The sequence below is a fragment of the Bradyrhizobium sp. LA6.1 genome (assembly GCF_040547805.1).
GTDB lineage: Bacteria > Pseudomonadota > Alphaproteobacteria > Rhizobiales > Xanthobacteraceae > Bradyrhizobium > Bradyrhizobium barranii.
The window spans coordinates 525742-548693 of record NZ_JBEPQK010000001.1 but is presented as its reverse complement, the minus strand read 5'-3'; the positions used below and the strand labels follow the sequence as shown (position 1 = coordinate 548693).

At 66.0% G+C, this 22952-nt stretch carries 22 protein-coding genes and 1 pseudogene; 18 read left to right on the top strand and 5 right to left on the bottom strand.

All coding sequences use genetic code 11. The features are described 5' to 3' along the window. Window positions 1-16: 16 nt before the first annotated feature. The 16 genes and pseudogenes from ABIB99_RS02440 (at window position 17) to ABIB99_RS02365 (ending at window position 15202) form a co-directional block, all read left to right on the top strand. Complete coding sequence (locus tag ABIB99_RS02440; RefSeq protein ID WP_071915663.1) at window positions 17-424, top strand: DUF4332 domain-containing protein; 408 nt, start codon at window positions 17-19, stop codon at window positions 422-424. Window positions 425-653: 229 nt separating this feature from the next. After that, the gene (folP, locus tag ABIB99_RS02435) at window positions 654-1514 is read left to right on the top strand and encodes a dihydropteroate synthase (protein WP_354174755.1); all 861 of its coding nucleotides are present in this window, start codon (window positions 654-656) and stop codon (window positions 1512-1514) included. After that, complete coding sequence (folB, locus tag ABIB99_RS02430) at window positions 1511-1879, top strand: dihydroneopterin aldolase (RefSeq protein WP_008553485.1); 369 nt, start codon at window positions 1511-1513, stop codon at window positions 1877-1879. Before folP ends, folB begins: the two co-directional genes overlap by 4 nt. A gap of 1 nt (window position 1880) precedes the next feature. Continuing rightward, a complete protein-coding gene (gene folK / locus ABIB99_RS02425; RefSeq protein ID WP_354174753.1) occupies window positions 1881-2372 on the top strand; it encodes a 2-amino-4-hydroxy-6-hydroxymethyldihydropteridine diphosphokinase in 492 nt (163 codons plus the stop codon). Between the two features lie 81 nt (window positions 2373-2453). Next, window positions 2454-4325: a methylmalonyl-CoA mutase family protein gene (locus tag ABIB99_RS02420; protein WP_354174751.1), complete on the top strand. Its 1872-nt coding sequence runs from the start codon at window positions 2454-2456 to the stop codon at window positions 4323-4325. After that, window positions 4322-4786, top strand: coding sequence for a GFA family protein (locus ABIB99_RS02415; protein WP_063984598.1), 465 nt, complete (start codon window positions 4322-4324; stop codon window positions 4784-4786). Before ABIB99_RS02420 ends, ABIB99_RS02415 begins: the two co-directional genes overlap by 4 nt. Before the next feature lie 24 nt (window positions 4787-4810). Then, entirely contained in the window at window positions 4811-6967 is a 2157-nt protein-coding gene (scpA, locus tag ABIB99_RS02410; protein ID WP_208085738.1) for a methylmalonyl-CoA mutase, read from the top strand. A gap of 37 nt (window positions 6968-7004) precedes the next feature. Continuing rightward, window positions 7005-7301 (top strand): nucleotidyltransferase family protein, encoded by a 297-nt coding sequence (locus ABIB99_RS02405; protein WP_354174748.1) that lies wholly within the window; start codon window positions 7005-7007, stop codon window positions 7299-7301. Between the two features lie 31 nt (window positions 7302-7332). Further along, window positions 7333-8106 carry an RsiV family protein gene (locus tag ABIB99_RS02400; protein WP_208089341.1) on the top strand — a complete coding sequence of 258 codons (774 nt, stop codon included), beginning with the start codon at window positions 7333-7335 and terminating at the stop codon, window positions 8104-8106. A gap of 131 nt (window positions 8107-8237) precedes the next feature. After that, window positions 8238-9230 carry a tripartite tricarboxylate transporter substrate binding protein gene (locus ABIB99_RS02395; RefSeq protein WP_028146998.1) on the top strand — a complete coding sequence of 331 codons (993 nt, stop codon included), beginning with the start codon at window positions 8238-8240 and terminating at the stop codon, window positions 9228-9230. A gap of 191 nt (window positions 9231-9421) precedes the next feature. Next, on the top strand, window positions 9422-9916 hold the full coding sequence (locus tag ABIB99_RS02390) for a tripartite tricarboxylate transporter TctB family protein (protein WP_354174745.1): 495 nt from the start codon (window positions 9422-9424) through the stop codon (window positions 9914-9916). A 4-nt stretch (window positions 9917-9920) separates the two neighbouring features. Next, on the top strand, window positions 9921-11432 hold the full coding sequence (locus tag ABIB99_RS02385; RefSeq protein ID WP_208085735.1) for a tripartite tricarboxylate transporter permease: 1512 nt from the start codon (window positions 9921-9923) through the stop codon (window positions 11430-11432). A 51-nt stretch (window positions 11433-11483) separates the two neighbouring features. After that, window positions 11484-12473, top strand: a complete 990-nt coding sequence (meaB, locus tag ABIB99_RS02380) for a methylmalonyl Co-A mutase-associated GTPase MeaB (protein ID WP_354174743.1) — start codon at window positions 11484-11486, stop codon at window positions 12471-12473. Next, window positions 12470-13126 carry a pyroglutamyl-peptidase I gene (locus ABIB99_RS02375; protein WP_354174741.1) on the top strand — a complete coding sequence of 219 codons (657 nt, stop codon included), beginning with the start codon at window positions 12470-12472 and terminating at the stop codon, window positions 13124-13126. The genes meaB and ABIB99_RS02375 overlap by 4 nt, the downstream gene beginning before the upstream one ends. A gap of 199 nt (window positions 13127-13325) precedes the next feature. Continuing rightward, a complete protein-coding gene (locus tag ABIB99_RS02370; protein WP_354174739.1) occupies window positions 13326-14696 on the top strand; it encodes a TIGR03808 family TAT-translocated repetitive protein in 1371 nt (456 codons plus the stop codon). A 198-nt stretch (window positions 14697-14894) separates the two neighbouring features. Next, window positions 14895-15202, top strand: a pseudogene (locus ABIB99_RS02365) (GIY-YIG nuclease family protein). Between the two features lie 125 nt (window positions 15203-15327). On the opposite strand, the gene ABIB99_RS02360 reads toward ABIB99_RS02365, so the two are convergent. The 4 genes from ABIB99_RS02360 to ABIB99_RS02345 all read right to left on the bottom strand — a co-directional run bounded on the left by ABIB99_RS02360 (window position 15328) and on the right by ABIB99_RS02345 (window position 19543). Continuing rightward, a complete protein-coding gene (locus ABIB99_RS02360; protein WP_354174904.1) occupies window positions 15328-16050 on the bottom strand; it encodes a TIGR03809 family protein in 723 nt (240 codons plus the stop codon). A 512-nt stretch (window positions 16051-16562) separates the two neighbouring features. Continuing rightward, window positions 16563-18272, bottom strand: a complete 1710-nt coding sequence (locus tag ABIB99_RS02355; RefSeq protein WP_354174737.1) for a S8 family serine peptidase — start codon at window positions 18270-18272, stop codon at window positions 16563-16565. A 15-nt stretch (window positions 18273-18287) separates the two neighbouring features. Next, window positions 18288-18977 carry a hypothetical protein gene (locus ABIB99_RS02350; protein WP_063984606.1) on the bottom strand — a complete coding sequence of 230 codons (690 nt, stop codon included), beginning with the start codon at window positions 18975-18977 and terminating at the stop codon, window positions 18288-18290. Further along, the gene (locus tag ABIB99_RS02345) at window positions 18974-19543 is read right to left on the bottom strand and encodes a sigma-70 family RNA polymerase sigma factor (protein WP_008140099.1); all 570 of its coding nucleotides are present in this window, start codon (window positions 19541-19543) and stop codon (window positions 18974-18976) included. Before ABIB99_RS02345 ends, ABIB99_RS02350 begins: the two co-directional genes overlap by 4 nt. A gap of 433 nt (window positions 19544-19976) precedes the next feature. Between ABIB99_RS02345 and ABIB99_RS02340 the strand changes: the two genes are divergently transcribed. Continuing rightward, window positions 19977-21134 (top strand): GGDEF domain-containing protein, encoded by a 1158-nt coding sequence (locus ABIB99_RS02340; RefSeq protein WP_354174734.1) that lies wholly within the window; start codon window positions 19977-19979, stop codon window positions 21132-21134. 63 nt (window positions 21135-21197) lie between these two features. Further along, a complete protein-coding gene (locus tag ABIB99_RS02335; protein WP_354174732.1) occupies window positions 21198-22301 on the top strand; it encodes a DUF2336 domain-containing protein in 1104 nt (367 codons plus the stop codon). A gap of 11 nt (window positions 22302-22312) precedes the next feature. Here the strand turns inward: ABIB99_RS02335 and ABIB99_RS02330 are convergent, their stop codons facing one another. Continuing rightward, entirely contained in the window at window positions 22313-22951 is a 639-nt protein-coding gene (locus tag ABIB99_RS02330; protein ID WP_354174730.1) for an NrsF family protein, read from the bottom strand. Between the last annotated feature and the right edge of the window lies 1 nt (window position 22952).

Here is a 22952-nt window from a genome sequence, read left to right as displayed (position 1 = left end):
TTTCATATCGAGCATCATGACATATCCGATCTCCGAGATTGAGGGCCTGCCAGCCTTTGCCGCCAACAAATTGAAGGCGCAAGGAATCCGCACGACCGACGCACTGCTCGAGGCGGCCTCGACCGTGAAGGGTCGCAAGGCGCTCGCCGCCAAGACCGGCATCAGCGAGCAGCAGTTGCTGGAATGGGCCAACGTCTCCGACTACATGCGCATTCCCGGGATGGGCCGGGCCAAGGTCGGCCTCGTCCGCGCCGCCGGCGTCACCACCGTGCGCGAGCTCGCCTATCGGAATCCGGCACGGCTGGCCCAGAGCATGCGGGAAGCCAACGTGAAGAAGAAGCTCGTCCGCATCCTGCCCTCGGAAAAATCGGTCGGCGACATCATCGCCAAGGCGAAGAAGCTGCCGCCGAAGATTACGTATTAGGGCATCTCCCTCGGCATACGACCTGCCGCGTTAGCTCTCGGTGTCATACCCCGCGAAGGCGGGGTATCCGGTACGCTGCGGCTCCTCCGTATCACCGCACGGCCTCGGAATACTGGATTGCCCGCTTTCGCGGGCAATGACAGTGGAGGCGATCGATGCTCCGCGAACACATCGACATTCGCCACCTCCCACCTTGAATCCCCCCTCCCCGACCGCTAAAGCGGGCCGCATGAATGCCTCGCCCTCCCCATCCGTCCCGCCGGCCGGCTCGGCCGGGCCCGACGTGCTGCGGACGCTGCTGGAGCGGCCGATTCCGGCAGTGATGGGCGTGCTCAACGTCACCCCGGATTCCTTCTCCGATGGCGGCGAGTTCATCGCGCCCGAGCTGGCGCTTGCGCGGGCGCGGGCGATGATCGAGGCCGGCGTCGACATCATCGACATCGGCGCCGAGTCCACCCGGCCCTACACGGGCGCCCGGCCGGTGACAGCCGCGGACGAGCTGGCCCGGCTGAAGCCTGTGCTGTCAGGCGTGGTGGCGCTGGGCGTCCCCGTGTCGATCGACAGCATGAAGGCTGAAGTCGTGGCCTTTGCGCTCGACCAGGGCGCTGCGATCGCCAACGACGTCTGGGGCCTGCAGCGCGACACCGCCATGGCACAGCTCATCGCCGCGCGCGGCGTCCCCGTCATCGTCATGCACAACCGCGAGACCGTCGATTCCGCCATCGACATCGTCGCGGACATGAAGGCGTTCTTCCTGCGCTCGCTCGATATCGCCGCCAAGGCCGGCATCGCGCGCGACAAGATCGTGCTCGATCCCGGCATCGGCTTCGGCAAGACGGCCGAGCAGAGCATGACCGCGCTGGCGCGGCTGCGCGAATTCGACATGTTCGGCCTGCCGATCCTCGTTGGTGCCTCGCGAAAACGCTTCATCGCTTCGGTGTCGCCCTCGGAGCCGAAAGAACGGCTCGCCGGCTCGATCGCCGCGCATCTGATCGCCGCACAGCGCGGAGCCAAAATCATCCGCACCCATGACGTCGCCGAGACCTTGCAGGCCCTGCGGGTCGCGAACGCAATCGAGAGCAAGCAATGACCGATACGATCTTCGTCACCGGCCTGTCGATCCATGCCCGCCACGGCGTGATGGATCACGAGACCGAAGTCGGCCAGCGCTTCGTCATCGATCTCGAGCTCTATACCGATTTGTCGGAGCCGTCGCGTAGCGACCGGCTCGCCGACACGGTGTCCTACGCCGAAGTCGTGGCGACCACGACGGCGGCGTTCAAGAACACCAACTACAAGCTCTTGGAGCGGGCGGCCGGCGCGGTCGCCGATGCCATCCTGTCGCACTTCCCGCGCATCCGCGCCGTGAAGATCACCGTGCACAAGCCGCATGCGCCGATCGCCGCGATCTTCGACGACGTCGGCATCATGCTGACGCGCTCGCGGCATCCGTAAGATGGCGAGCGTGCTGATCGCACTCGGCGGCAATGTCGGCGATGTCCGCGCGACGTTCCGGAAGGCGATCTCGCACATCTGCGGCATGGCGCAAGCCGCGCTGGTCGCGCGCTCCTCGGACTATGCGACGCCGCCCTGGGGCGACGAGGACCAGGATCCCTTCATCAATGCCTGCGTCGAGATCGAAACCAGCCTCGATCCGCATGCGCTCTTGTTCGTGATGCATAAGGTCGAGCAGAAATTCGGCCGCACACGGAACAAGGAGAGGCAATGGGGCCCGCGCACGCTCGATCTCGACATGATCGCCTATGACGATGTCAGCTTGCAGAAACCCGACCTGACCTTGCCGCATCCGCGCTTGTTCGAGCGCGCCTTCGTGCTGGTGCCGCTGACCGAAATCGCGCCCGACCGCGTGATCTCAGGCATTCGTGTGCGTGACGGGCTTGCCAGCGTCTCGACGCAAGGCATTGAGCGGCTTCCGGATACCGGTTAACCAAAAACAACCGTTTGCAGCGACGGCCGGCCGTGGCAATTTCGCCTGCGAACAACAAGATTTTTGGGAGCCCTTGGCCGTATGACCTCCGTGACTGACGACCTGCCGCTGGCGGCCGATTTTCCCAAGGCGACCGTCGACGACTGGCGCAAGCTGGTCGACGGCGTGCTGAAGGGCGCGCCGTTCGAGAAGCTGGTCGGCAGGACTTATGACGGCCTCAAGATCGACCCGCTCTATCCCCGCGCCAAGGGCGTTGCGCCCGTGGTGGGACGGCCTGCCGCCGCGCCGTGGCAGATCATGCAGCGGATCGACCATCCCGATGCGGCGCTCGCGAATGCGCAGGCGCTGACCGATCTCGAAAATGGCGCGACGGGTCTCGCGCTGGTGTTCGCCGGCGGCAGTGGCGCTCACGGGTTCGGGCTGGAACCTTCGGCCGATGCGGTCGCCAAGGTCTTCAAGGATATTCATCTCGATGCCGGCATCGGCATCGAGCTCCAGATCGGTCCGCAATCGCGGATGGCGGCGATCCATGTCGCGGAATATGTGAAGAGCAACGGCCTCGATCCCGCCGCCTGCAACATCCGCTTCGGGCTCGATCCGCTCGCGGCCGGCGCGGTGTGGGGTCACAGCCCCTACACATGGAACGAGATCGTTCCGGCCGTCACCGGCGCCATCAAGGGGCTCGCCGCGCTCGGCTTCACGGGACCGTTCGCATCCGCCGACGGGCGCGTGATCCACGATGCCGGCGGCTCCGAGGTGCAGGAGCTCGCGTTCGTGCTCGCCTGCGGCGTCGCCTATCTGCGCGCGATCGAGGGCGCCGGCGTTTCGCTGGAGCAGGCGCAGGACATGATCTATGCGCGGCTCGCCGCGGATGCCGACCAGTTCTTGACCATGGCAAAATTCCGCGCACTGCGGCTGCTGTGGGCGCGCATCGAGACGGCGTGCGGGCTGACGCCGAAGCCGCTGTTCATTGCCGCCGATACGGCCTGGCGCATGCTGACGCAGCGCGATCCCTACGTGAACATGCTGCGCGCGACCATCGCGACATTCGCGGCCGGGCTCGCCGGCGCCAATGCGATCACCGTGCTGCCGCATACGCTGGCGCTCGGGCTACCCGATCCCTTTGCACGGCGCGTGGCGCGCAACACGCAAGCCCTGCTGCTGGAAGAAAGCAACCTCGCCAAGGTCAGCGATCCCGCAGCGGGCGCAGGCGGCATCGAGACATTGACGGCGCAGCTTTGCGAGGCCGCCTGGGCGCTGTTCCAGGAGAGCGAGAAAGCCGGCGGCGCCTTCGCCGCGCTTCAACAGGGTCTGTTCCAGAGCAAGGTCGCGGCCGCGCGAAAGGCCCGCGACGCCAACATCGCAAAGCGCCGCGACGTGCTGACCGGCGCCAGCGAGTTTCCCAACCTGCATGAGCGCGAGACAGGCGTGCTGACGGCGACGCCCGTCGCGCTCGCACCCTATGGCGAACAGAAGTACAAGTTCGACGCGCTGCCGCCGATCCGGCTGGCGGAACCGTTCGAGGCGCTACGCGACAAATCCGATGCGGTGCTGAAGGCGCGCGGCGCGCGGCCAACGGTGTTTCTGGCCAATCTCGGCACACCCGCCGATTTCACGGCGCGGGCGACCTTTGCCAAGAGCTTGTTCGAGGCCGGCGGCATCCAGGCAATCGACAGCGAGGGCTTTGCCGATCCGGCCAAACTGGCCGCCGCATTCAAGGCCTCCGGCGCCGAGCTTGCCTGTCTTTGTTCCAGCGACAAGGTCTATCCGGAACACGCCGACGCCGCGGCGAAGGCCCTGCAATCGGCGGGCGCGCGACATATCTATCTGGCAGGCCGTCCGACCGATGCCGAGGCGGCGCTCCGTGCGGCCGGCGTCACGGGTTTTGTCTTCGCCGGAGGCGATGCGCTTGCGACACTGCAAGACGCCTACCGACGGATGGAGCAGGCATGAGCGAGGCGGGCAAACCAGTTTTCACCGGCGGCTGTCAATGCGGCGCGGTGCGCTTTGCGATTTCGGCAACCCCCAACAGGGTTTCGATCTGCCATTGCCGGATGTGCCAGAAGGCGAGCGGCGCGCCGTTCGCGTCCTTCGCCGACATCAACCGGACGGATTTCGCCTGGAGCAAGGGGCAGCCGGCGTTCTTCCGCTCCTCCTCGATCGCTGATCGCGGCTATTGCGCCGCCTGCGGCACGCCGCTGAGCTTTGGCCGCATCGACGGCGACCGGATCGAGATCATGACCGGCGCCTTCGACCGGCCCGACCAGCTGGTGCCGACGCGCCAATACGGAACTGAATCCCGCCTCGGCTGGGTGGTCGGAATCTCCAATTTGCCGAGCCAGACCACGCAACAGAATTACGGGCCGGAGAAGATGGCGACCATCGTCAGCCATCAACATCCGGATCATGATTGAGCGCCTAATGATATGGTTGAAACCATGAGCCGCATTCCTGATTTCGCCGACGTCGCCTTCGAGCGCATCGCTACCGCCGCGCCGACCGGCAATGCCGAGCCGTGGCTGACGCCCGAGGGCATTCTGGTGAAGCCCGCTTACGGCGAGGCCGATCTTGCCGGGCTCGATTTCCTCGATACCTATCCGGGCATTGCGCCCTACCTGCGCGGCCCCTATCCGACAATGTATGTCAACCAGCCCTGGACCGTCAGGCAATATGCCGGCTTCTCCACGGCGGAGGATTCCAACGCGTTCTATCGCCGCAACCTCGCGGCAGGACAGAAGGGCCTCTCGGTCGCTTTCGACCTCGCCACCCATCGCGGCTACGACAGCGACCATCCGCGCGTCGGCGGCGACGTCGGCATGGCCGGCGTTGCCATCGATTCCATCTACGACATGCGCACGCTGTTTGCAGGCATTCCGCTCGACCAGATGAGCGTGTCCATGACCATGAACGGCGCGGTGCTGCCGATCCTCGCGCTCTATGTCGCGGCCGCAGGCGAACAGGGCGTGGCGCCAGAAAAGCTCTCAGGGACGATTCAGAACGACATTCTGAAAGAGTTCATGGTGCGCAACACCTACATCTACCCGCCCGCGCCCTCGATGCGGATCATCTCGGACATCTTCGCCTACACCTCCTCGAAGATGCCAAAGTACAATTCGATCTCGATCTCCGGCTATCACATGCAGGAGGCCGGCGCGACGCAGGATCTCGAGCTCGCCTATACGCTGGCCGACGGCGTCGAATATCTGCGTGCAGGACTTGCCGCCGGCCTGGATGTCGACCGCTTTGCGCCGCGCCTGTCGTTTTTCTGGGCGATCGGCATGAACTTCTTCATGGAAGTCGCCAAGATGCGCGCCGCGCGCCTGCTCTGGGCGAAGCTGCTGAAGCCGTTCAATCCGAAGGACCCGCGTTCGCTGTCGCTGCGCACGCATTGCCAGACCTCGGGCTGGTCCCTGACCGCACAGGACGTGTTCAACAATGTGATGCGCACGACGGTGGAGGCGATGGCGGCCACCCAGGGCCACACCCAGTCGCTGCACACCAACGCGCTCGACGAGGCCTTGGCGCTGCCGACCGACTTCTCGGCGCGCATCGCCCGCAACACGCAGCTGTTCCTGCAGCAGGAGAGCGGCACCACCCGCATCATCGATCCCTGGGGCGGCTCGTATTATGTCGAGCGGCTGACGCGCGATCTCGCGGCGAAGGCCTGGGGCCACATCCAGGAGGTCGAGGAGCTTGGCGGTATGGCCAAGGCCATCGAGGCCGGCGTGCCCAAGCTGCGCATCGAGGAGGCCTCGGCCAAGACGCAGGCCCGGATCGATGCCGGCAAGCAGGCGGTGATCGGCGTCAACAAGTACAAGCCGACGGATGAGGCTCCCATCGACATCCTCAAGGTCGACAACACCAATGTCCGCCGCCTCCAGATCGACAAGCTGACGCGGCTCAAATCCGAGCGCAACCAGACCGACGTCGACGCGGCGCTTGCCGCGCTGACGCGCTCGGCCGGCGAAGGCAACGGCAATCTGCTCGCACTCGCGATCGACGCGGCACGGGCGAAGGCGACCGTCGGCGAAATCTCGGACGCGATGGAAAAGGTGTTCGGCCGGCACCGCGCCGAGATCAAGTCCATCACCGGCGTCTACAAGCGGGAGGCGTCCAGCATGGGTAACCAGGTCGAGAAGGTTCAGGCGCTGATCGACGCCTTCGAGGAGGCGGAAGGCCGCCGGCCGCGCATCCTGGTCGCCAAGATCGGCCAGGACGGCCACGACCGCGGCCAGAAGGTGATTGCCTCGGCCTTCGCCGACATCGGCTTCGACGTCGACATCGGGCCGCTGTTTGCAACTGCCGATGAAGCTGCGCGGCAGGCGGTCGAGAACGACGTGCACATCCTCGGCGTCTCCTCGCTCGCCGCCGCCCATCTCACCGCAGTGCCTGAACTCAAGGCCGCGCTGAAGAAACAGGGCCGCGACGACATCATGATCATCATCGGCGGCGTGGTGCCGCCGCAGGATTACGACGCGCTCTATGCGGCCGGCGCCGAAGCCATCTTCCCGCCGGGCACGGTGATCGCGGAAGCCGCCGAGGAGCTGATCCGCAAGCTGAATGCCCGGCTCGGGCATAGCGAGGCGGCGGAGTAGATGGTACGCTGGCCGCATCACCGGCCGGATTGTCTCCATGACACGTGATGAGGTCATCGCTGCGATACGCAGGAACGCTGATGCCATCAAAGCCAAGGGCGTCTCGAAGCTCGCCATCCTCGGCACGCGGGACGGCGACGATTATCACCCGCACAGCGACATCGATGTCCTGGTCGAGGTCGAACCGGAGGCCTCTTTCTCGCTGCTCAACCTGATCGACGTCGAGCAGATCATCGAGGACGCAACCGGCCTGCAGGCGCAGGCGACTGTCCGGCGCTCCGCCTCCCCCCACTCTGCGCAGCAGATCGCAGACGACATCCTCGAAATATTCTGACGCTCACGTAGGAGCACTCCCCTTGAAGTTCATGATCGGTTTGAGCGTCGCCATGGCGCTTAGCGCAACGTGCGTGATCTCCGCCCTCGCGGCGGACCCCAAGCCCGACGCCGTCGTCAAGACCAAGAGCATCGACGCCCGCGTCTTCCTCGACGACAGGATCAAGGCGGATGCGGCGCTCGCTGCGGATTGCCTCACTGAGGGCAGGAAGTGGCTAGACAAGAACGCGGCCGAGGCCGCCGCCGCGCGCAAGGAAGATCCGCAGTTCTTCAAGGACGGCGGCTGGGATTTCGAACGCAAATATGCGATCCGCTCCGTTGTCGGCGATCGCTATGTCAGCGTCCTGCGCAACGATTACATGGACACTCATGGCGCGCATCCCAACTCGGACGTGAACACGATCCTGTGGGACAAGAGCGAGCACAAGCGCATCTCGATCCGCCCGTTCTTCACCGAGACCGCCGACAACGGGGCGACCATGAAGGCGATGGTGAAGGCCGTGATCGCTTCGCTGAGAGCCGAGAAGAAGAAGCGCGACACCAGCGAGACCGCGACCGACGAGTGGTTCAAGAGCGTCGAGCCGAGCCTGCTCAAGATCGGCGCGGTGACGCTCGCGCCGTCAACCGAAGCGGGCAAGAGTTCCGGGCTCACCTTCCACTATCCGCCTTACGCGGTCGGCCCCTACGCCGAGGGCGAATATGTCGCCTTCGTGCCGTGGGAAACGCTGAAGACCTATCTCACGGCGGAAGGCATGCGCATCTTCGGCGGCGCGCGGCCGAAGGGCGACGCCGAGGAGCCGCAGTGATGATGTTTTGAGCAGCGACACATTGCTCACAGCGCTGTGGTAGCGCTACCTTGCAGCGGCGCCGCAAAGCCGACTAGAATGCCTTCATTGACAAGAGCGCCCGGTGTCACGGGCGCCGCTGGGAGGCATTGATGTCCAAGATTTCGCGCCGCACTTTTGCGGCCTCTTCCGCCGCGATTGCCGCATCCGCCGCATTCGGTCTCACACCCGCACGCGCACAGGCGTATCCGGCGCGGCCGGTCACCGTGATCGTGCCCTGGGGCGCCGGTGGCGGCACCGACGCGACTGCGCGCATTGTCGCAGCCCTGCTGGAAAAGGATCTCGGCCAGCCCTTCAACGTCGTCAACCGCACCGGCGGTTCAGGCGTGGTCGGCCATAGCGCGATCGCGACCGCGCAGCCGGACGGCTACACGATCGGCATGCTCACCGTCGAAATCTCGATGATGCACTGGCAGGGTCTCACCGAGCTGACGCCGAAGAGCTACACGCCGCTGGCGCTGATGAACGAGGACCCGCCGGGCATCCAGGTCTCCTCCTCCTCGCCCTACAAGACGGTGAAGGAGCTCGCCGAAGCCATCAAGGCGGCACCTCCCGGCAAGTTCAAGGCGTCGGGCACCGGCCAGGGCGGCATCTGGCATCTCGCGCTGGTCGGCTGGATGCAGGCGATGGGCCTGCCCGCCAACCAGGTCGCCTGGGTGCCGTCGAACGGCGCGGCACCGGCGATGCAGGATCTCGCCGCCGGCGGCCTCGACCTCACGACGTGCTCGGTGCCGGAGGCGCGCGCCATCATCGAGGCCGGCAAGGCAAGGAGCCTTGCCATCATGGCGCCGGCGCGCAACCCGATCTTCAAGGACGTGCCGACGCTGAAGGAGGCGATGGGGATCGATTACGCGACCGGCGCCTGGCGCGGCATCGGCGCACCGAAGAACCTGCCGCCGGAAATCGCAACGAAGCTCACCGCGGCGCTGAAGAAGGTCTACGACTCCGCCGAGTTCAAGGACTTCATGAGCAACCGCGGCTTCGGCACGGTGTGGGGCGATGCCGGTCAGTTCGCAAGCTTCATGGACAAGGGCGACGCCCAGATGGGCGAGGCGATGAAGGCCGCCGGCCTGAGCAAGGCGTGATCCGCACCTGCGATGCTCTGATCGCCTCTCCCCGCTTGCGGGGAGAGGCCGGAATTCGCGCGAGGCGCGGGTTCCGGGTGAGGGGGACTCTCCACGAGTCCAATTCTCACCTCCCCCGTGGAGAGCCCCCCTCACCCCAACCCTCTCCCCGCGCGTGGGGAGAGGGAGAATACCTCGCATAGGATTCTCACATGCGTCTTCCCGACTCCGTCACGGGATCGTTTCTCGTCGTGCTCGGCGCGGCGGCTGCCTATGGCGGCTGGATCCTGCCGCCGGTGCCGGGGCAGCCGGTCGGCCCCAACGTATTTCCGCTCGTGATCGGTGTCGGGCTCGCGCTGTGCGGGCTCGCGATCGTGTTCGGCATCGGCCATTCCTTCGAGGAGGAGGAAGAGCTGGTCCCGCTCGAGGACGGCCAGGTGGCGGCTGCGCCGCCGCCGCAGGGCAAGCTCTATGGTCTGCGCGCTCTGCTGCCGCCGGCGCTGCTGCTGTTCTACGTCGCCGCCGCCGACCGGCTCGGCTTCATCATCACCGCGGCGATCATGGTCTACGTCACCTCGACCGCGCTCGGGGCGAAGTGGAAGCTGGCGCTGCCGCTCGCGGCACTGTCGCCGTTCGGCATCCACCTCATCTTCGGCAAGCTGCTGCGCGTGCCGCTCCCCGCCGGCCTGCTGCCGACGCCCTGGTGATCCCATGCTGAAAACCCTGATTGAAGCGTTCGCGCTGATCTCCACCTGGGAGGTCATCATCGCGATGTTCGCAGCCTCCGTGTACGGCCTCGTCATCGGCTCGCTGCCGGGCCTGTCGGCAACGATGGCGACCGCCCTGCTCGTTCCCGTCACCTTCTATCTCTCGCCGATCGCGGCAATCGCGACCATCGTCGCGGCCTCCTCGATGGCGATCTTCTCGGGCGACATCCCCGGCGCGCTGCTGCGCATTCCCGGCACCCCCGCCTCGGCCGCCTATGCCGACGAGGCCTACGCCATGACGCGCAAGGGCCAGGCCGAGCTGGCGCTGGGGGCCGGCGTCTGGTTCTCCGCCGTCGGCGGCATCGCCGGCGTGCTGTCGCTGATGATCCTGGCGCCGCCGCTCGCCGAGATCGCGCTGTCGTTCTCCACCTTCGAATATTTCTGGCTGGCGCTGCTCGGCCTGATGTGCGCCACGTTGGTCGCGCGCTCCTCGCCGGTGAAGGCGATCGCGGGCATGTTCCTCGGCCTGCTGGTGTCCTGCATCGGCATCGAGAATCCCGGCGGCGTGCCGCGCTTCACCTTCGGCATCACCGATTTGTTCGGCGGCATCGAGCCGATCCCGGCGCTGGTCGGCGTGTTCGCGGTGGCGCAGGTGATGCGCGCGATGCTGACGCCCGAGCCACCGCCGCTGCCGCGACGAAAATTCGGAAGCATCATGGCCGGCCAGTGGAAGCTGACCAAGAAGTATCACTGGCAGATGACGCGTGGAAACATCATTGGCATCATCATCGGCGTGCTGCCCGGCGCCGGCGCCGACATGGCCGCCTGGGTCTCCTACGCGATGTCGAAGCGCTTCTCGAAGGAGCCGGAGAAATTCGGCACCGGCCACGTCGAGGGCCTGGTCGAGGCCGGCGCCAGCAACAATGCCAGCATCGCCTCGGGCTGGGTGCCCTCGCTGCTGTTCGGCATTCCCGGCGACACCATCGCCGCGATCGCGATCGGTGTGCTCTACATGAAGGGCCTCAATCCCGGCCCGACGCTGTTCACCGAGAAGGCGTCGAGCATGTACGCGATCTACCTGATGTTCATCATCGCGAACATCCTGATGATCCCGCTCGGCATCGCCATGATCCGGATCGCCGCCTACATCCTGCTGGCGCCGCGCTCCGCCATCATGCCGATCATCATGCTGTGCTGCGCGGTCGGCTCGTTCGCGATCGGCAACAACATGTTCGGCGTCGTCACCGTCGCCGCCTTCGGCATCATCGGCTACGTGATGGAGGCCAACGGCTATCCGGTGGCCGCGATGGTGCTCGGCATCGTCATGGGCACCATGGTCGAGCAGGCCTTCGTGACCTCGCTGATCAAGTCCGACGGCAGTATCCTGCCGTTCTTCGAGCGGCCCGTCGCGGCGATCCTCGCCGCCATGGCGATCGGCGCGCTGCTCTGGCCGGTGCTGGTGTGGATCTGGCGCAAGGTGAAGCCGGTGCAGACGGCAGCGGCAACGACTCGGTGATATCGGGCGAGCGGCCCTCGCCTGCCCCGCCGGAGCGTTGTAAAGCAGGGCATGACTGAGAAGAAGGCCTCGCTGGACATCAAAACCCTCGCCCGCGACTTGCGCTCCGGCAGTCGCGCAGCCCTCGCCCGCGCCATCACGCTGGTGGAAAGCCGGCGCAGCGACCATCAGGCGCTGGCGCGCGAACTGGTGCAGAAGTTGCTGCCCGACACCGGCAAGGCGGTTCGGGTCGGCATCACCGGCTCGCCCGGCGTCGGCAAGTCCACCACCATCGATGTGCTCGGGACGTATCTCATCGAGCAGGGAAACAAGGTCGCGGTGCTCGCGGTCGATCCGTCCTCGGCGCGCAGCGGCGGATCGATCCTTGGCGACAAGACGCGGATGGCGCGGCTGTCGGCCTCCAATGACGCCTTCATCCGTCCCTCGCCATCGTCAGGCACGCTCGGCGGCGTCGCCGCCAAGACGCGTGAGGCCATGCTGTTGTGCGAGGCCGCCGGCTTCGACGTCGTGCTGGTCGAGACCGTCGGCATCGGCCAGTCCGAGACCGCAGTTTGTGACATGACCGACTTCTTCCTCGCGCTGATGCTGCCGGGCGGCGGCGACGAGCTGCAAGGCATCAAGAAGGGCCTGGTCGAGCTCGCCGACATGATCGCGATCAACAAGGCCGACGGCGACAACCTCAAGCGCGCCAACATCACTGCCGCCGACTATCGCGGCGCGCTGCATATTTTGGCGCCGCGGTCCGAGCATTGGCACCCGCCGGTCGAGACCTATTCGGCGCTGACCGGCGACGGGATCGCAAAACTCTGGCAGAAGGTTCTGGATCACCGCAAGGCGATGAACGCGTCCGGCGACTTCGCTGCACGGCGGCGCGAGCAGCAGGTGAAGTGGATGTGGTCGATGCTGGAGCAGCGCATGCTGGCGCGGCTGCGCAGCGAGGCGTCGGTGCGAACCAAGGTCAGGAAAATCGAGGCTGAGGTGGCCGAAGGCCATCTCACGCCGGCACTCGCCGCCGGGCAGATTTTGGAGCTGCTGCAATGAGCGAAAAGCTCCGCATTCTCCTCACCGGGTTCGGACCGTTTCCCGGCGCGCCCTATAACCCGACCCAGCCACTGGTGGCGCGGCTGGCGCAATTGCGCCGTCCGGCGCTCGACGATGTCACGATCACGAGCCACATTTTCCCGGTCACCTATGCTGCGGTCGACCTGCAATTGCCTGATGTGCTCGCGAAGGAGAAGCCCGACGCGCTGCTGATGTTCGGCCTCGCCGCGCGCACGCCTTACCTCCGCATCGAGACCCGCGCACGCAACGCTGTCACCATGCTCTGGCCCGATGCCGCCAACACCCGCTCCAGCAAGCGCGGCATCGCCGGCCATGCGGACGCGATGACGTTCGGTCCGCACACGGCAAGACTGCTGCGCGCCGCGCGCCTCACCGGCATCGACGCGCGCGCCTCGCGCGATGCCGGCGCCTATCTCTGCAATTATCTGAGCTGGCGCGCGATCGAGAATGTGAGGGCGGGCGGACCGCAGCTCGCGGCGTTCATCCACATTCCCCTGCTCGCGCGCAGCGGCGCCGTCCGCCGCAAGGGCGCAGCCCGGATCACGCTGGAGGAGCTGGTGGACGCCGGCGAGGCCATGCTGATGGAGATGGTGGGATTGGCAAGGAAGCAGCGGAACACTCAGATTTCGTAGGGTGGGCAAAGGCGCGTAGCGCCGTGCCCACCATACATCCGCATTCGTGTAACAATGGTGGGCACGCTACACTTTGCCCACCCTACGGCACCTTGCTCTGGGTAAACATTTAACCCTACCGCGAACAATCCTCACCGCCCCAGCCACCCTGCGCTACCTAGTCGGTCGCGGACCTCCCGCGTCCGCCGAAGGATGCGTCATGGACCTCAATCGCCGCCATCTCATCGGAGCTTCGACCGCAGGCATCGCGGGCGCCCTCGCCATGCCGGCCGACGCCGCGCGCGCGGCGCCGCTGACATCCCTGCTCGGCCGCGATGCCACGCAATACGGCGTGCGGCCCGGCAGCAGCGAGGACCAGACCCGCGTGCTCCAGCGCGCCATCGACGAAGTTGCGCGGGCACAGGTGCCGCTGGCGCTGCCACCCGGCATCTATCGCAGCGGATTGCTACGGTTGCCGAATGGCGCTCAGCTGATCGGCATGCGCGGCGCGACAAAATTCGTCTTCACCGGCGGAGCCGCGGCGATCCAGAGCGACGGCTCGGACTCGATCGGCCTGACCGGCATCACCTTCAACGGCGGCGGCATTCCGCTGCCGACGCGGCGTGGCCTGATCCACGTCCTCGGCGGGCGTGACGTCCGCATCACCGATTGCGAGATCACCGGCTCCGGCGGCAGCGGCATCTGGCTCGAGCAGGTGTCCGGCGACATCTCCGGCAACATCTTCACCAACATCGCGGTGACGGCGGTGGTTTCGTTCGACGCGAGAGGCCTCAGCGTCTCGCGCAACACCATCATCGGCACCAACGATAACGGCATCGAGATCCTGCGCACCGCAATCGGCGACGACGGCACGCTGGTCACCGATAACCGCATCGAGGACATCAAGGCCGGTCCCGGCGGCTCGGGCCAGTACGGCAACGCCATCAACGCGTTTCGCGCCGGCAACGTGATCGTGCGCGGCAACCGCATCAGGAACTGCGACTACTCGGCGGTGCGCGGCAATTCGGCGTCGAACATCCACATATCAGGCAACAGCGTCAGCGACGTGCGCGAGGTCGCGCTCTATTCGGAGTTTTCGTTCGAGGCCGCGATGATCGCCAACAACACGGTCGATGGTGCCGCCGTCGGCGTCTCCGTCTGCAATTTCAACGAAGGCGGCCGCATCGCGGTGGTCCAGGGCAACATCATCCGCAACCTGATCCCGAAGCGGCCGATCGGCACCGCCCCCGACGACGATGCCGGTGTCGGCATCTACATCGAGGCTGACAGCTCTGTGACCGGCAATGTGATCGAGAACGCGCCGTCCTATGGCATCGTCGCCGGCTGGGGCAAATATCTGCGCGACGTCGCGATCACGGGCAATGTGATCCGCAAGGCGCTGGCCGGCGTCGGCGTCTCGGTGGTGTCCGGCGCAGGCACCGCGCTCGTCAACAACAACATGATCTCGGAAACCCCGCGCGGCGCCGTGGTTGGGCTCGATCACGCCCGTGCAATGACGTCGGATCTGTCGGCAGACGGCGCACAGCGCTTCGCACAGCTGATGGTCGGCGGCAACGCGGTGCGGCGGTAGTTGCGCCGTTGGCAGACGGGCCGCGCATCCTTCGAGGCTCCCCACGCGGCGCATTGCGCCACGTGTCTCGCGCCTCAGGATGACGGGGATCGCCTGAGATTGTCGTACCAAAACTTGACAACCAAAACACTGCCGTCATCCTGAGGTGCGAGCCGTGCGGTGCGGAGCAGCGCGCGGGGAGCCTCGAAGGATGATGTTGTGGGCATCTATGTCTACATGCTGCGCTGTGCGGATGGCCCCTTCTATATCGGGAGCGCTACCGGCGAGGACGTGTCGAGACGCGTCGACGAACACAATGCCGGTGCCCATCCGGGATACACCTATTCGAGACGGCCAGTGGTCCTGATGTGGTCGGAGTATTTCGATCGGATCACCGACGGCATTGCGGCTGAGGACAGCTCAAGGGGTGGAGTCGCGCCAAGAAGGAGGCGCTCATTCGCTCGGATTGGGGATCGGTGAGCCAGCTTGCGCGGCGGCGGGCGGGGGCGCCGAGGTCCAAGAAGTAAGCGTCAGCGCGGCGGCAGACGGGCCGCGCATCCTTCGAGGCTCCCCACGCGGCGCATTGCGCCACGTGTCTCGCACCTCAGGATGACGGCGCAAGAAGTCGCGGCGACCGTCTTGAATGTCCGCCTTAAAACGCGTTCCTCAGCAGCGGGTACTTCGCTTGCAGGCCGTCAAGGCTGAAGGTGAATTCGACGACGCGCTCGGGTGCGGCGACGATTTCGGCGGCGGGCGGAGCGAACTGCGGCAGAAGCGTTGCCATTGCAGCAGGCGTGGCGGGGGGCGCCTTCACGGCAGGTGCGGCGAACGCCGCCTTCACGGCAGGCGTGGTGAACGCCGCCATTGCGGCAGGCGCGGCGACCGGCGACCTCACGGCGGGTGCGGTGAGTGGCGCCCGCGCGGCGGGAGCCTTGAGCGGCGCGACAGCGGCGGGCGCAGTGAACAATGCCATCGCAGCAGGCGTCGCTCGCGGCACGAGCGGGGCTTCGGTGATTTCGGCAAGGACCTCCGGCTTGGCTGCGAGCCTGACCGGGACGGTGGTCTCCGCGGCGATGCGGACGGCCTTCGGCTGCACGGTCTGCGCCTGTTGGTCGCGCGGAAACACGCGGGGCATGGTCGCCGGCGACCAGCCGAATACGGGCGAGACACTCGCGGCCGCCGCGGCCACGTCAGCACCGGTCGCGAGCGCGCGCCAGGTCTGGACGGCGCGCTTGGCTTCCTGGATGTTTTCGAGGAATGCGATCTCGGAGTGATAGCGGCGCCAGCGTCCGGTCTCGAACATTTCGGAGAGATGTTCCAGCCGCTGCTCGGCGAGAGCGCACCAGCGTGCCGCAATGTCGCGGCCACGCGCCACGTCGCGAACAGCCTCTTGGCGATGTGTCATAAACCAGCCCGTTGGGAGAAAAATACGGACGCGACGCAACGCACACGAATCAATTTAGACGCGACATGAATATTTTGTGGAAAAGTTTTGACTTGTCCAGCAACGACACGCCGGTCGTCGTCAATCACCGTAGTCGTGCGGACAATTGCTGTGTTTTCGAGTCAAGCTTCGCACAAGCATAACCGGCCTGCGGGGGCGACTCGCGGACGCCGACAAGGGGCGCCGCCGCGTTCGTTCAACCGGAAGCTGATCGCACCGAGCGGTTCAAGAAATCAGACGCCTGAAAAGAAAAGACCCGTCCGGGGGGACAACCGGACGGGTCGAGCCATATGGGCGCTTGGGGTGGATGGGCGCTCGCGCCTGATATGACTTATGGGGAGGGATGACCGCTCCCACATAATTTGGTCGTGGCAGCCGGCTTAACGTTCAATGCGGCGTTCGATTTCTTGGCCTTCGCACCGCGCGCAAAGTTGTCGCAGCCGCTATCGCGTCGCCGGCCTATCCGCCTGAGAAATCGTGGATTTATCGCCTGCGCTCGACAGCGAGGGTTGTTCGATCGCGCGGACGCCAGGCTCGTCGCGACGCTTCTCGGCATCTTCACGTTTTGTTGTACCCGACGCAGCCGCAACAGGCGTCGCGTTGTCGACGGGAACGGCCATCACCGCGGCAAACGCGTCGGCCTCACCGTCGCCGAAGAGATCATCACGGCCGGGTGAACCGAGGTCGCGCGCGGTCTTCGCCAGCGTCATGCGCAGCGCCTCCGGCTTGAGCGTGTAATTGCGCTCGAGCAGCAGCGCGGCGACGCCCGAGACATAGGCGGCCGAGAACGAGGTCCCCGAGGTCATCTGGTACTTGCCGTCGGGCGCGGGCAGGAAGATGTCGACGCCGGGCGCCGCCAGCGCGATGTAGTTGCCGCGATTGGACGCCGAGAACAGCTTGTCCTGCTGGTCGGTCGCGCTGACCGCGATCACGTTGGGATTGGCGGCCGGATAGAGCGGCGGCGATTTCGCGCCGGCATTGCCGGCGGCCGCGATCAGCACCAGCCCGCGGGCAGCGGCCGCCGCGATGGCGCGCTCGATTACGGCGTCCTTCGGACCGGCAAAGCTCATATTGACGATCTGCGCGCCGTGCTCGGCGGCGTAATTCAGCGAGCGCAGGACGATGTAGGACGAGCTCTGGGCTCCGCCCGTCGAGCCGCCAAAGGCGCGGATGGCGATGATGCGCGCCTCGGGCGCGCTGCCCATCAGCTTGGCATGCGCCACGATGGCGCCGGCAATGCCGGTGCCATGGACATGCGGGCCCTCGGCGCTGCCGAGCGCATCAAAGTTGTCGGCGATGGAATGGGCGAGCTCGGGATGTTGGGCGTCGATGCCGGAGTCGATCACGGCAACCGTCACGTTGGCGCCGTGCGCCAGCGTATGCGCTTGCGGCAGGCGCAGCCTGGCCAGCGCATATTGCGCGGGATCGCCCTCGGTCGGCACCGACGATTTCTGATCCTGGAGCACGTAGCGGAAGTTCGGCTGGACCGAGCGCACGCTGCCGTCGGCGGCGAACTCACGCCGCACCGTCTCGGAAGGCCGGCCGTCCGTGATGCGGAACAGGCCGAACGTCGCCCCGATCAGCGGGAAATTCTCGGATGAGACACGCGTCAGGCCGTGGCGACGCGCAAGCTCGTCGGCTTCGGTCGCCGACAGCGCGCCGTCGATCTCGGCCACGAATTCGTTGGCGATGGTGCGCAAGTCGACGGCGGCCGGCGTGCTGTTGCCCCGCCCCTTGCCGGCGCTCTTCTTGCCCGATTTGCCCGCGCCATCGCCGCCTGCGCCCGGCTGCGCCAGGCATTCGCCGTCGGCGTCGCGATAGGGGGCGGTGCAGGCGGGGTACAGGTTCGGCGAATAGCGCGCATAGGGCAGCACCGGTCTCATCCGCGCCGTGGTGGTGGTACGCGGGATAGCAGGGATAGAACGCGGGCCGGGGCCGACGCCGACAGCCCGCGCACCGACACCGGGGCTGACGCGCGCGGCGATGCTGGGAGAGATGGTCGGGGTGCGCGTGGGGACGCTGATCGTCGGCGTGCGCATGATCGCCTGCGCCTGCGCAACCTCGACGCCGAGACCGGCAGCGAGCAGGAGTGCAGCTCCAACCGATGAAGCGTAGGCCCCGGCTCGCGACTTACTCTCGGACTTGCGCGTCATCGGTACAGCGGCGCCTTACGGCGCCGCGACGGCGAGGTTGACGAACTTCTCGCGCGACATCCTGCCGAGCAGCGAGGCGAGCTCGTCCCGGCCCATCGCCTTGTCGAACTGGAGACGGAACATGCCGCCCTTGGCATCGCCAATGATCGAAGCCTGGTAGCTGTCGAGCAGCGCGGTGATGTCGGCGACGCGCGCCTCGGGCGTGAAGCGCACCAGCGCGCGCGCAGGTGGAGCTCCAAGCTCACGCGTGATCGGCGCGCCGACCGACAGCGAAGCGGTCTCGAAGGTCGCGGGCTGGGTCTTCATCAGCACGGCGCCAATGATGCCGGCCTGGAGCAGCAGCGCGATGGCACCCAGGCTCGCCGACCAGGCCAGCGTACGCGGCGACAGGCTCGAGAAGAAGGTCGCGATGCGCGCCGAGAGCGGCAGCGAACCGACCGGCCGCGCCGGCTCGGCGTCGATCGCGGCGAACAGCTTCTGCATCGCCCGCGCCGACGGAGCCCCTAAGCTCTCGTTCAGATGGATCGTCTCTTCGTACTCGCCGCGGATCGCGGCATATTGCTTTGCAAGCGCCGGATCACGCGCCAGCGCTTCCTCGACGCGGCGAGCGTCACGCGCGTTCAGCGTACCGGCGGCGTGCCAGGGCAGCAGCAGTTCAATTTCACTGGGCTCTTGCTCCAGCATCTTTTTGCTCAATGCCATCATGGCCAGCCTCGCTCAACGCCGGCTGCCTTCAGCAGTTCGGCCAGTTTCTTGCGCGCATAGAACAAGCGCGTCTTCACAGTGTTCTCCGGAATACCGACGATTTCGGCCACTTCTTCCACGGATTTCTCGTGGTAGTAGACGAGATCGACGATTTCCCGGTGGTCCGGCGAGAGGCCCGTCAGACACTCCCGCAACGCTTCACTGGTATCCTTTTTCTGCACCGCGATTTCCGGATCGTCAGACGAATCCTCGATCGCGTTGGCAGCTTCGTCGTCCAACCCAACGTCCTTCCTGCGCCGGAGCGCAGACAGGGCCTTGAATCGGGTGATGGCCAGCAGCCAGGTGGAAACGGCGGATCGACCCTCGAACTTGCCGGCTTGACGCCAGACGTCGAGAAACACCTCGCTGATGAGGTCTTCCGCCGCCTGCTCGTCCCGCACGAGCCTTAGCCCGAACCTGTAGACCCTGACGTGGTGCCGCCCGTACAGCACCTGCATGGCGAGCCGGTCACCTTGAGCGATCCTGGCGATGAGGACCTCGTCCGAAGCCGCCTGTGTCACGCTCAATGCCCGTCTCGCAAAGTTGGTCGGGTCGGCGCGGCGGACGGTTCGACGGGCGGGGCGAAATTCTTCAGCCTACCGCAGTCACACGGGGGTCTGTGTGATCTACCCCACATACGCGAATTTTCCTTTTGCCACCCGCGGCGGTTGGCCGGCTCGCTCGATAACGGTAACATAGTAATGAAGCATTCCCTGCGCAATGCCGTCCGGCGCGGACGGCCCGACATGATGGAACCATAGCAGCCCTGCACGACGTATGTCTCACCAAGCCCTGCTTTGGCTCGACCCCGTCGCCAACGATGCCTAATCGCCGGCAAATTTCCCCGCCGGCCGCTGTCACCCTGTTGCGCGCTGCACCGTTTGGATTCGATTTCGAAGGATACCAAACCTAAAGGCTTGCCGCGTAGATTTTTGGGCGACATTCACCCTTGGCGGGACAATGAGCACGGCCGCGACGACCTTACCGGAGAGGAATGCCGCTGAGGTCGCGGATCTCGTTCTCATGCCCGACGCGGCTGCGCCCGAGGTGCGAGCGCGCCGGGTCCGGCAACGCCGGCAGATGTATGTCGGCCAGGTCGCGAGCTACTCGCTCGGCGCCTTCGTGCTGCTGATCTATGCCCATGACGGCGTCGTCCCGATGAACGTTCCGTCGCTGTTCTGGGTCGGCGGCCTGATGATCATCGGCATCTTCGTCGTGATGTCGGAAGCCGGCGTCGGCGACAGGCACAGCGACCACTATCTCACCGTCTTCCAGATCTCGGCGCACATGGCGCTGCAGTTCATCTTCCTAGTGTCGGTGCCGACCCTCGGCATCGCCTTCATCAGCGTGCTGTTCCTGATCTTCGCCTTCGGCACGCTGCGCATGACCTCGGCGCAGGCGATGTTCACCTGGGCGATCGCGACGACCTGCCTCGCGGCCGTCTTCCTCGCCTCCGACCTGCCGATCGGCATGCCAGTCGCCACCAGGCTCCAGCGGACCGCCTCGATGCTGTGCTTCGTCCTGGTAATCGGCCAGTGCGCCTTCCTCGGCCTGTTCGGCGCCACACTGCGAAAGGTCCTGTACCGGCGCAGCATCGAGTTGAAAGCCGCCTATCAACGCATCGAGGAGCTCGCCGAGCTCGACGAGCTCACCGGCTCCTACAACCGCCGCTGCATCATGCGGCAGCTCGATGCAGAGGTCGAAAAGTCGCAGCAGGCGTCCGCACCTTGCGCCATCGCGCTGATCGATCTCGACTGGTTCAAGCGCATCAACGACGCCCACGGCCACCCCGTCGGCGACGAGGTGCTGCGCACCTTCGCCATCACCATTTTTGCAAATATCCGCCCGGCCGACTTTTTCGGCCGCTATGGCGGCGAGGAATTTCTGCTGCTGCTGCCGGGCACCGACGGCGGCGCGGCGGGGCGCATGCTCGAGCGGCTGCGCGGCATCGTCGCCGATCTCGACTGGAGTGCATTTTCCCCCGGCATGCGGGTGACGATTTCCGCGGGCGTCGTGACGCTGCGCGACAACGATACTGCCGACACGTTTCTCGCACGCGCCGACAGCGCGCTTTATTCCGCCAAGGCGCAAGGGCGCAACCGAATTGCAACGAGCTGACTAATCCATTTTCTCCTGGCTGCGCAGAAGCCGCAGCCGGACCGAACGCTCCAGGACAGGGCCATGAGATCGAAATCCGACAAACCATCCGAGAACCTGCTTGAGGAATTGCAGACCGCGCTCTCGCACGGCACCGTCGCGCGCCGGGTCGAGGCCCTGCGCCGCGTCACCGATCTCTTCATCAACAATGCGGTGGATTATTCCGACGAGCACATCAGGGTGTTCGACGACGTGTTCCAGTGCTTGATCGAGCAGATCGAGGCCTCGGCGAGAACGCTGCTCGCCAACCGTCTCGCGCCGATCGCGGCCGCGCCGCCCAAGATCATCCGCACCCTCGCGCTCGACGAGGTGATCGAAGTCTCCGGACCCGTGCTCTCGAAATCGGAACGGCTGGACGAGGCGACCCTGATCGAGATCGCGCGCACCAGGGGCCAGGCGCATCTCAAGGCGATCTCGCTGCGGCGGGTGCTGTCGGAAGCGCTGACCGACGTGCTGGTGGCGCGCGGCAACGAAGACGTCGTGCAATCGACCGTCAGCAATCCGGGCGCGAAGCTCTCCGAGGGAAGTTTCACCGACCTCGTCACGCGCGCCGAACGCGACGATGACCTCGCCACCTGCATCGGCCTGCGGCCCGACCTGCCGCGCCATCACTACCTGAAGCTGATCGCCAAGGCGTCCCTGAGCGTGCGCAGGAAGCTCGAGACCGCGCATCCGGAGCTCGCGGACGAAGTGTCCAGCGTGGTCCAGGAAGCGACCCAGCGGGTCCGCGCCGCCGCCATGACCAGGCAGACCGAAATGGCGCGCGCGCTGGTGAGATCGCTGCACGAGGACGGTCGTCTCAACGAGTTCCAGGTCACCAGCTTCGCCGAGCAGGGCAAGTTCGACGAGACCAATGCAGGGCTCGCAGCACTCGCGGGCGTCGCGGTCGAGACCGCCGAGAACATGATGATCGAGAGCCGCAACGAGGGCGTGATGGTCCTCGCCAAGGTCGCGGGCATGCAATGGTCGAGCGTCCGCGCGATCATCGCCATGCGCGAAAAGCTCTCGGGCGGCTCGAAGACCGACATGCTGACGCTGCGCGATGCCTACGAGGCCCTGCGCTCATCGACCGCGCAGCAGGTGCTGCGCTTCCACCGCATGCAGCAGGGCACGACGCCGGTGGCGTGAGGCCGGCACCGCTAGTAGCGCAAGACTTTCGAACCTGCGTAGGCGCCGATCGCGGTCACGAGTGCCGTCGCAATCGTATACCAGGTCGCGACGAAGAGCGGCGAGTCGTCGGTGCAGTGCGAGGCGTAGAGCGTTGCGGCAAGGCCGGCCGACAGCAGGCCGGCGAGCGCGCCGGCGAGTGCAGGATGCGACGGCGCGCCGTGGCGCAGGCCGAACAGCGCGCCTGCAAGCAGCGGCAGCGACATTGCGGGGATCGCGAGCAGGCACACCCGTGAGTTCCTGCCCATCATCCGCATCGTCATCGGCATCGCCGGGGCCATCATGGTCTCGCTGCCGATCGCAACCGCAAGCAGGCCGACGGGAAGCAGCAGCAGCCAGCCCCAGCCGCGCATCAAGGCTTCGGGCCGCGACAGATGCAGGCTCACGATGATCGCTGGGATCGCAAGCGACAGCGTGACCGCGAACTTCGTGTCGAAGAACGGATTGTGCATGGCGGTCATCACGTCGGGCCGTACGCCAAGGAAGCTGGCGAAGATCAGAATCGAGAACGGTGCCGCCACCAGCAGCGCCATCGTCAGCACGGCGCCGACGCGCGGCGCGCGATGGGCGTTGTCGGCCGCGAGCGAGCGAATGAGTTGATCGGTATCCATG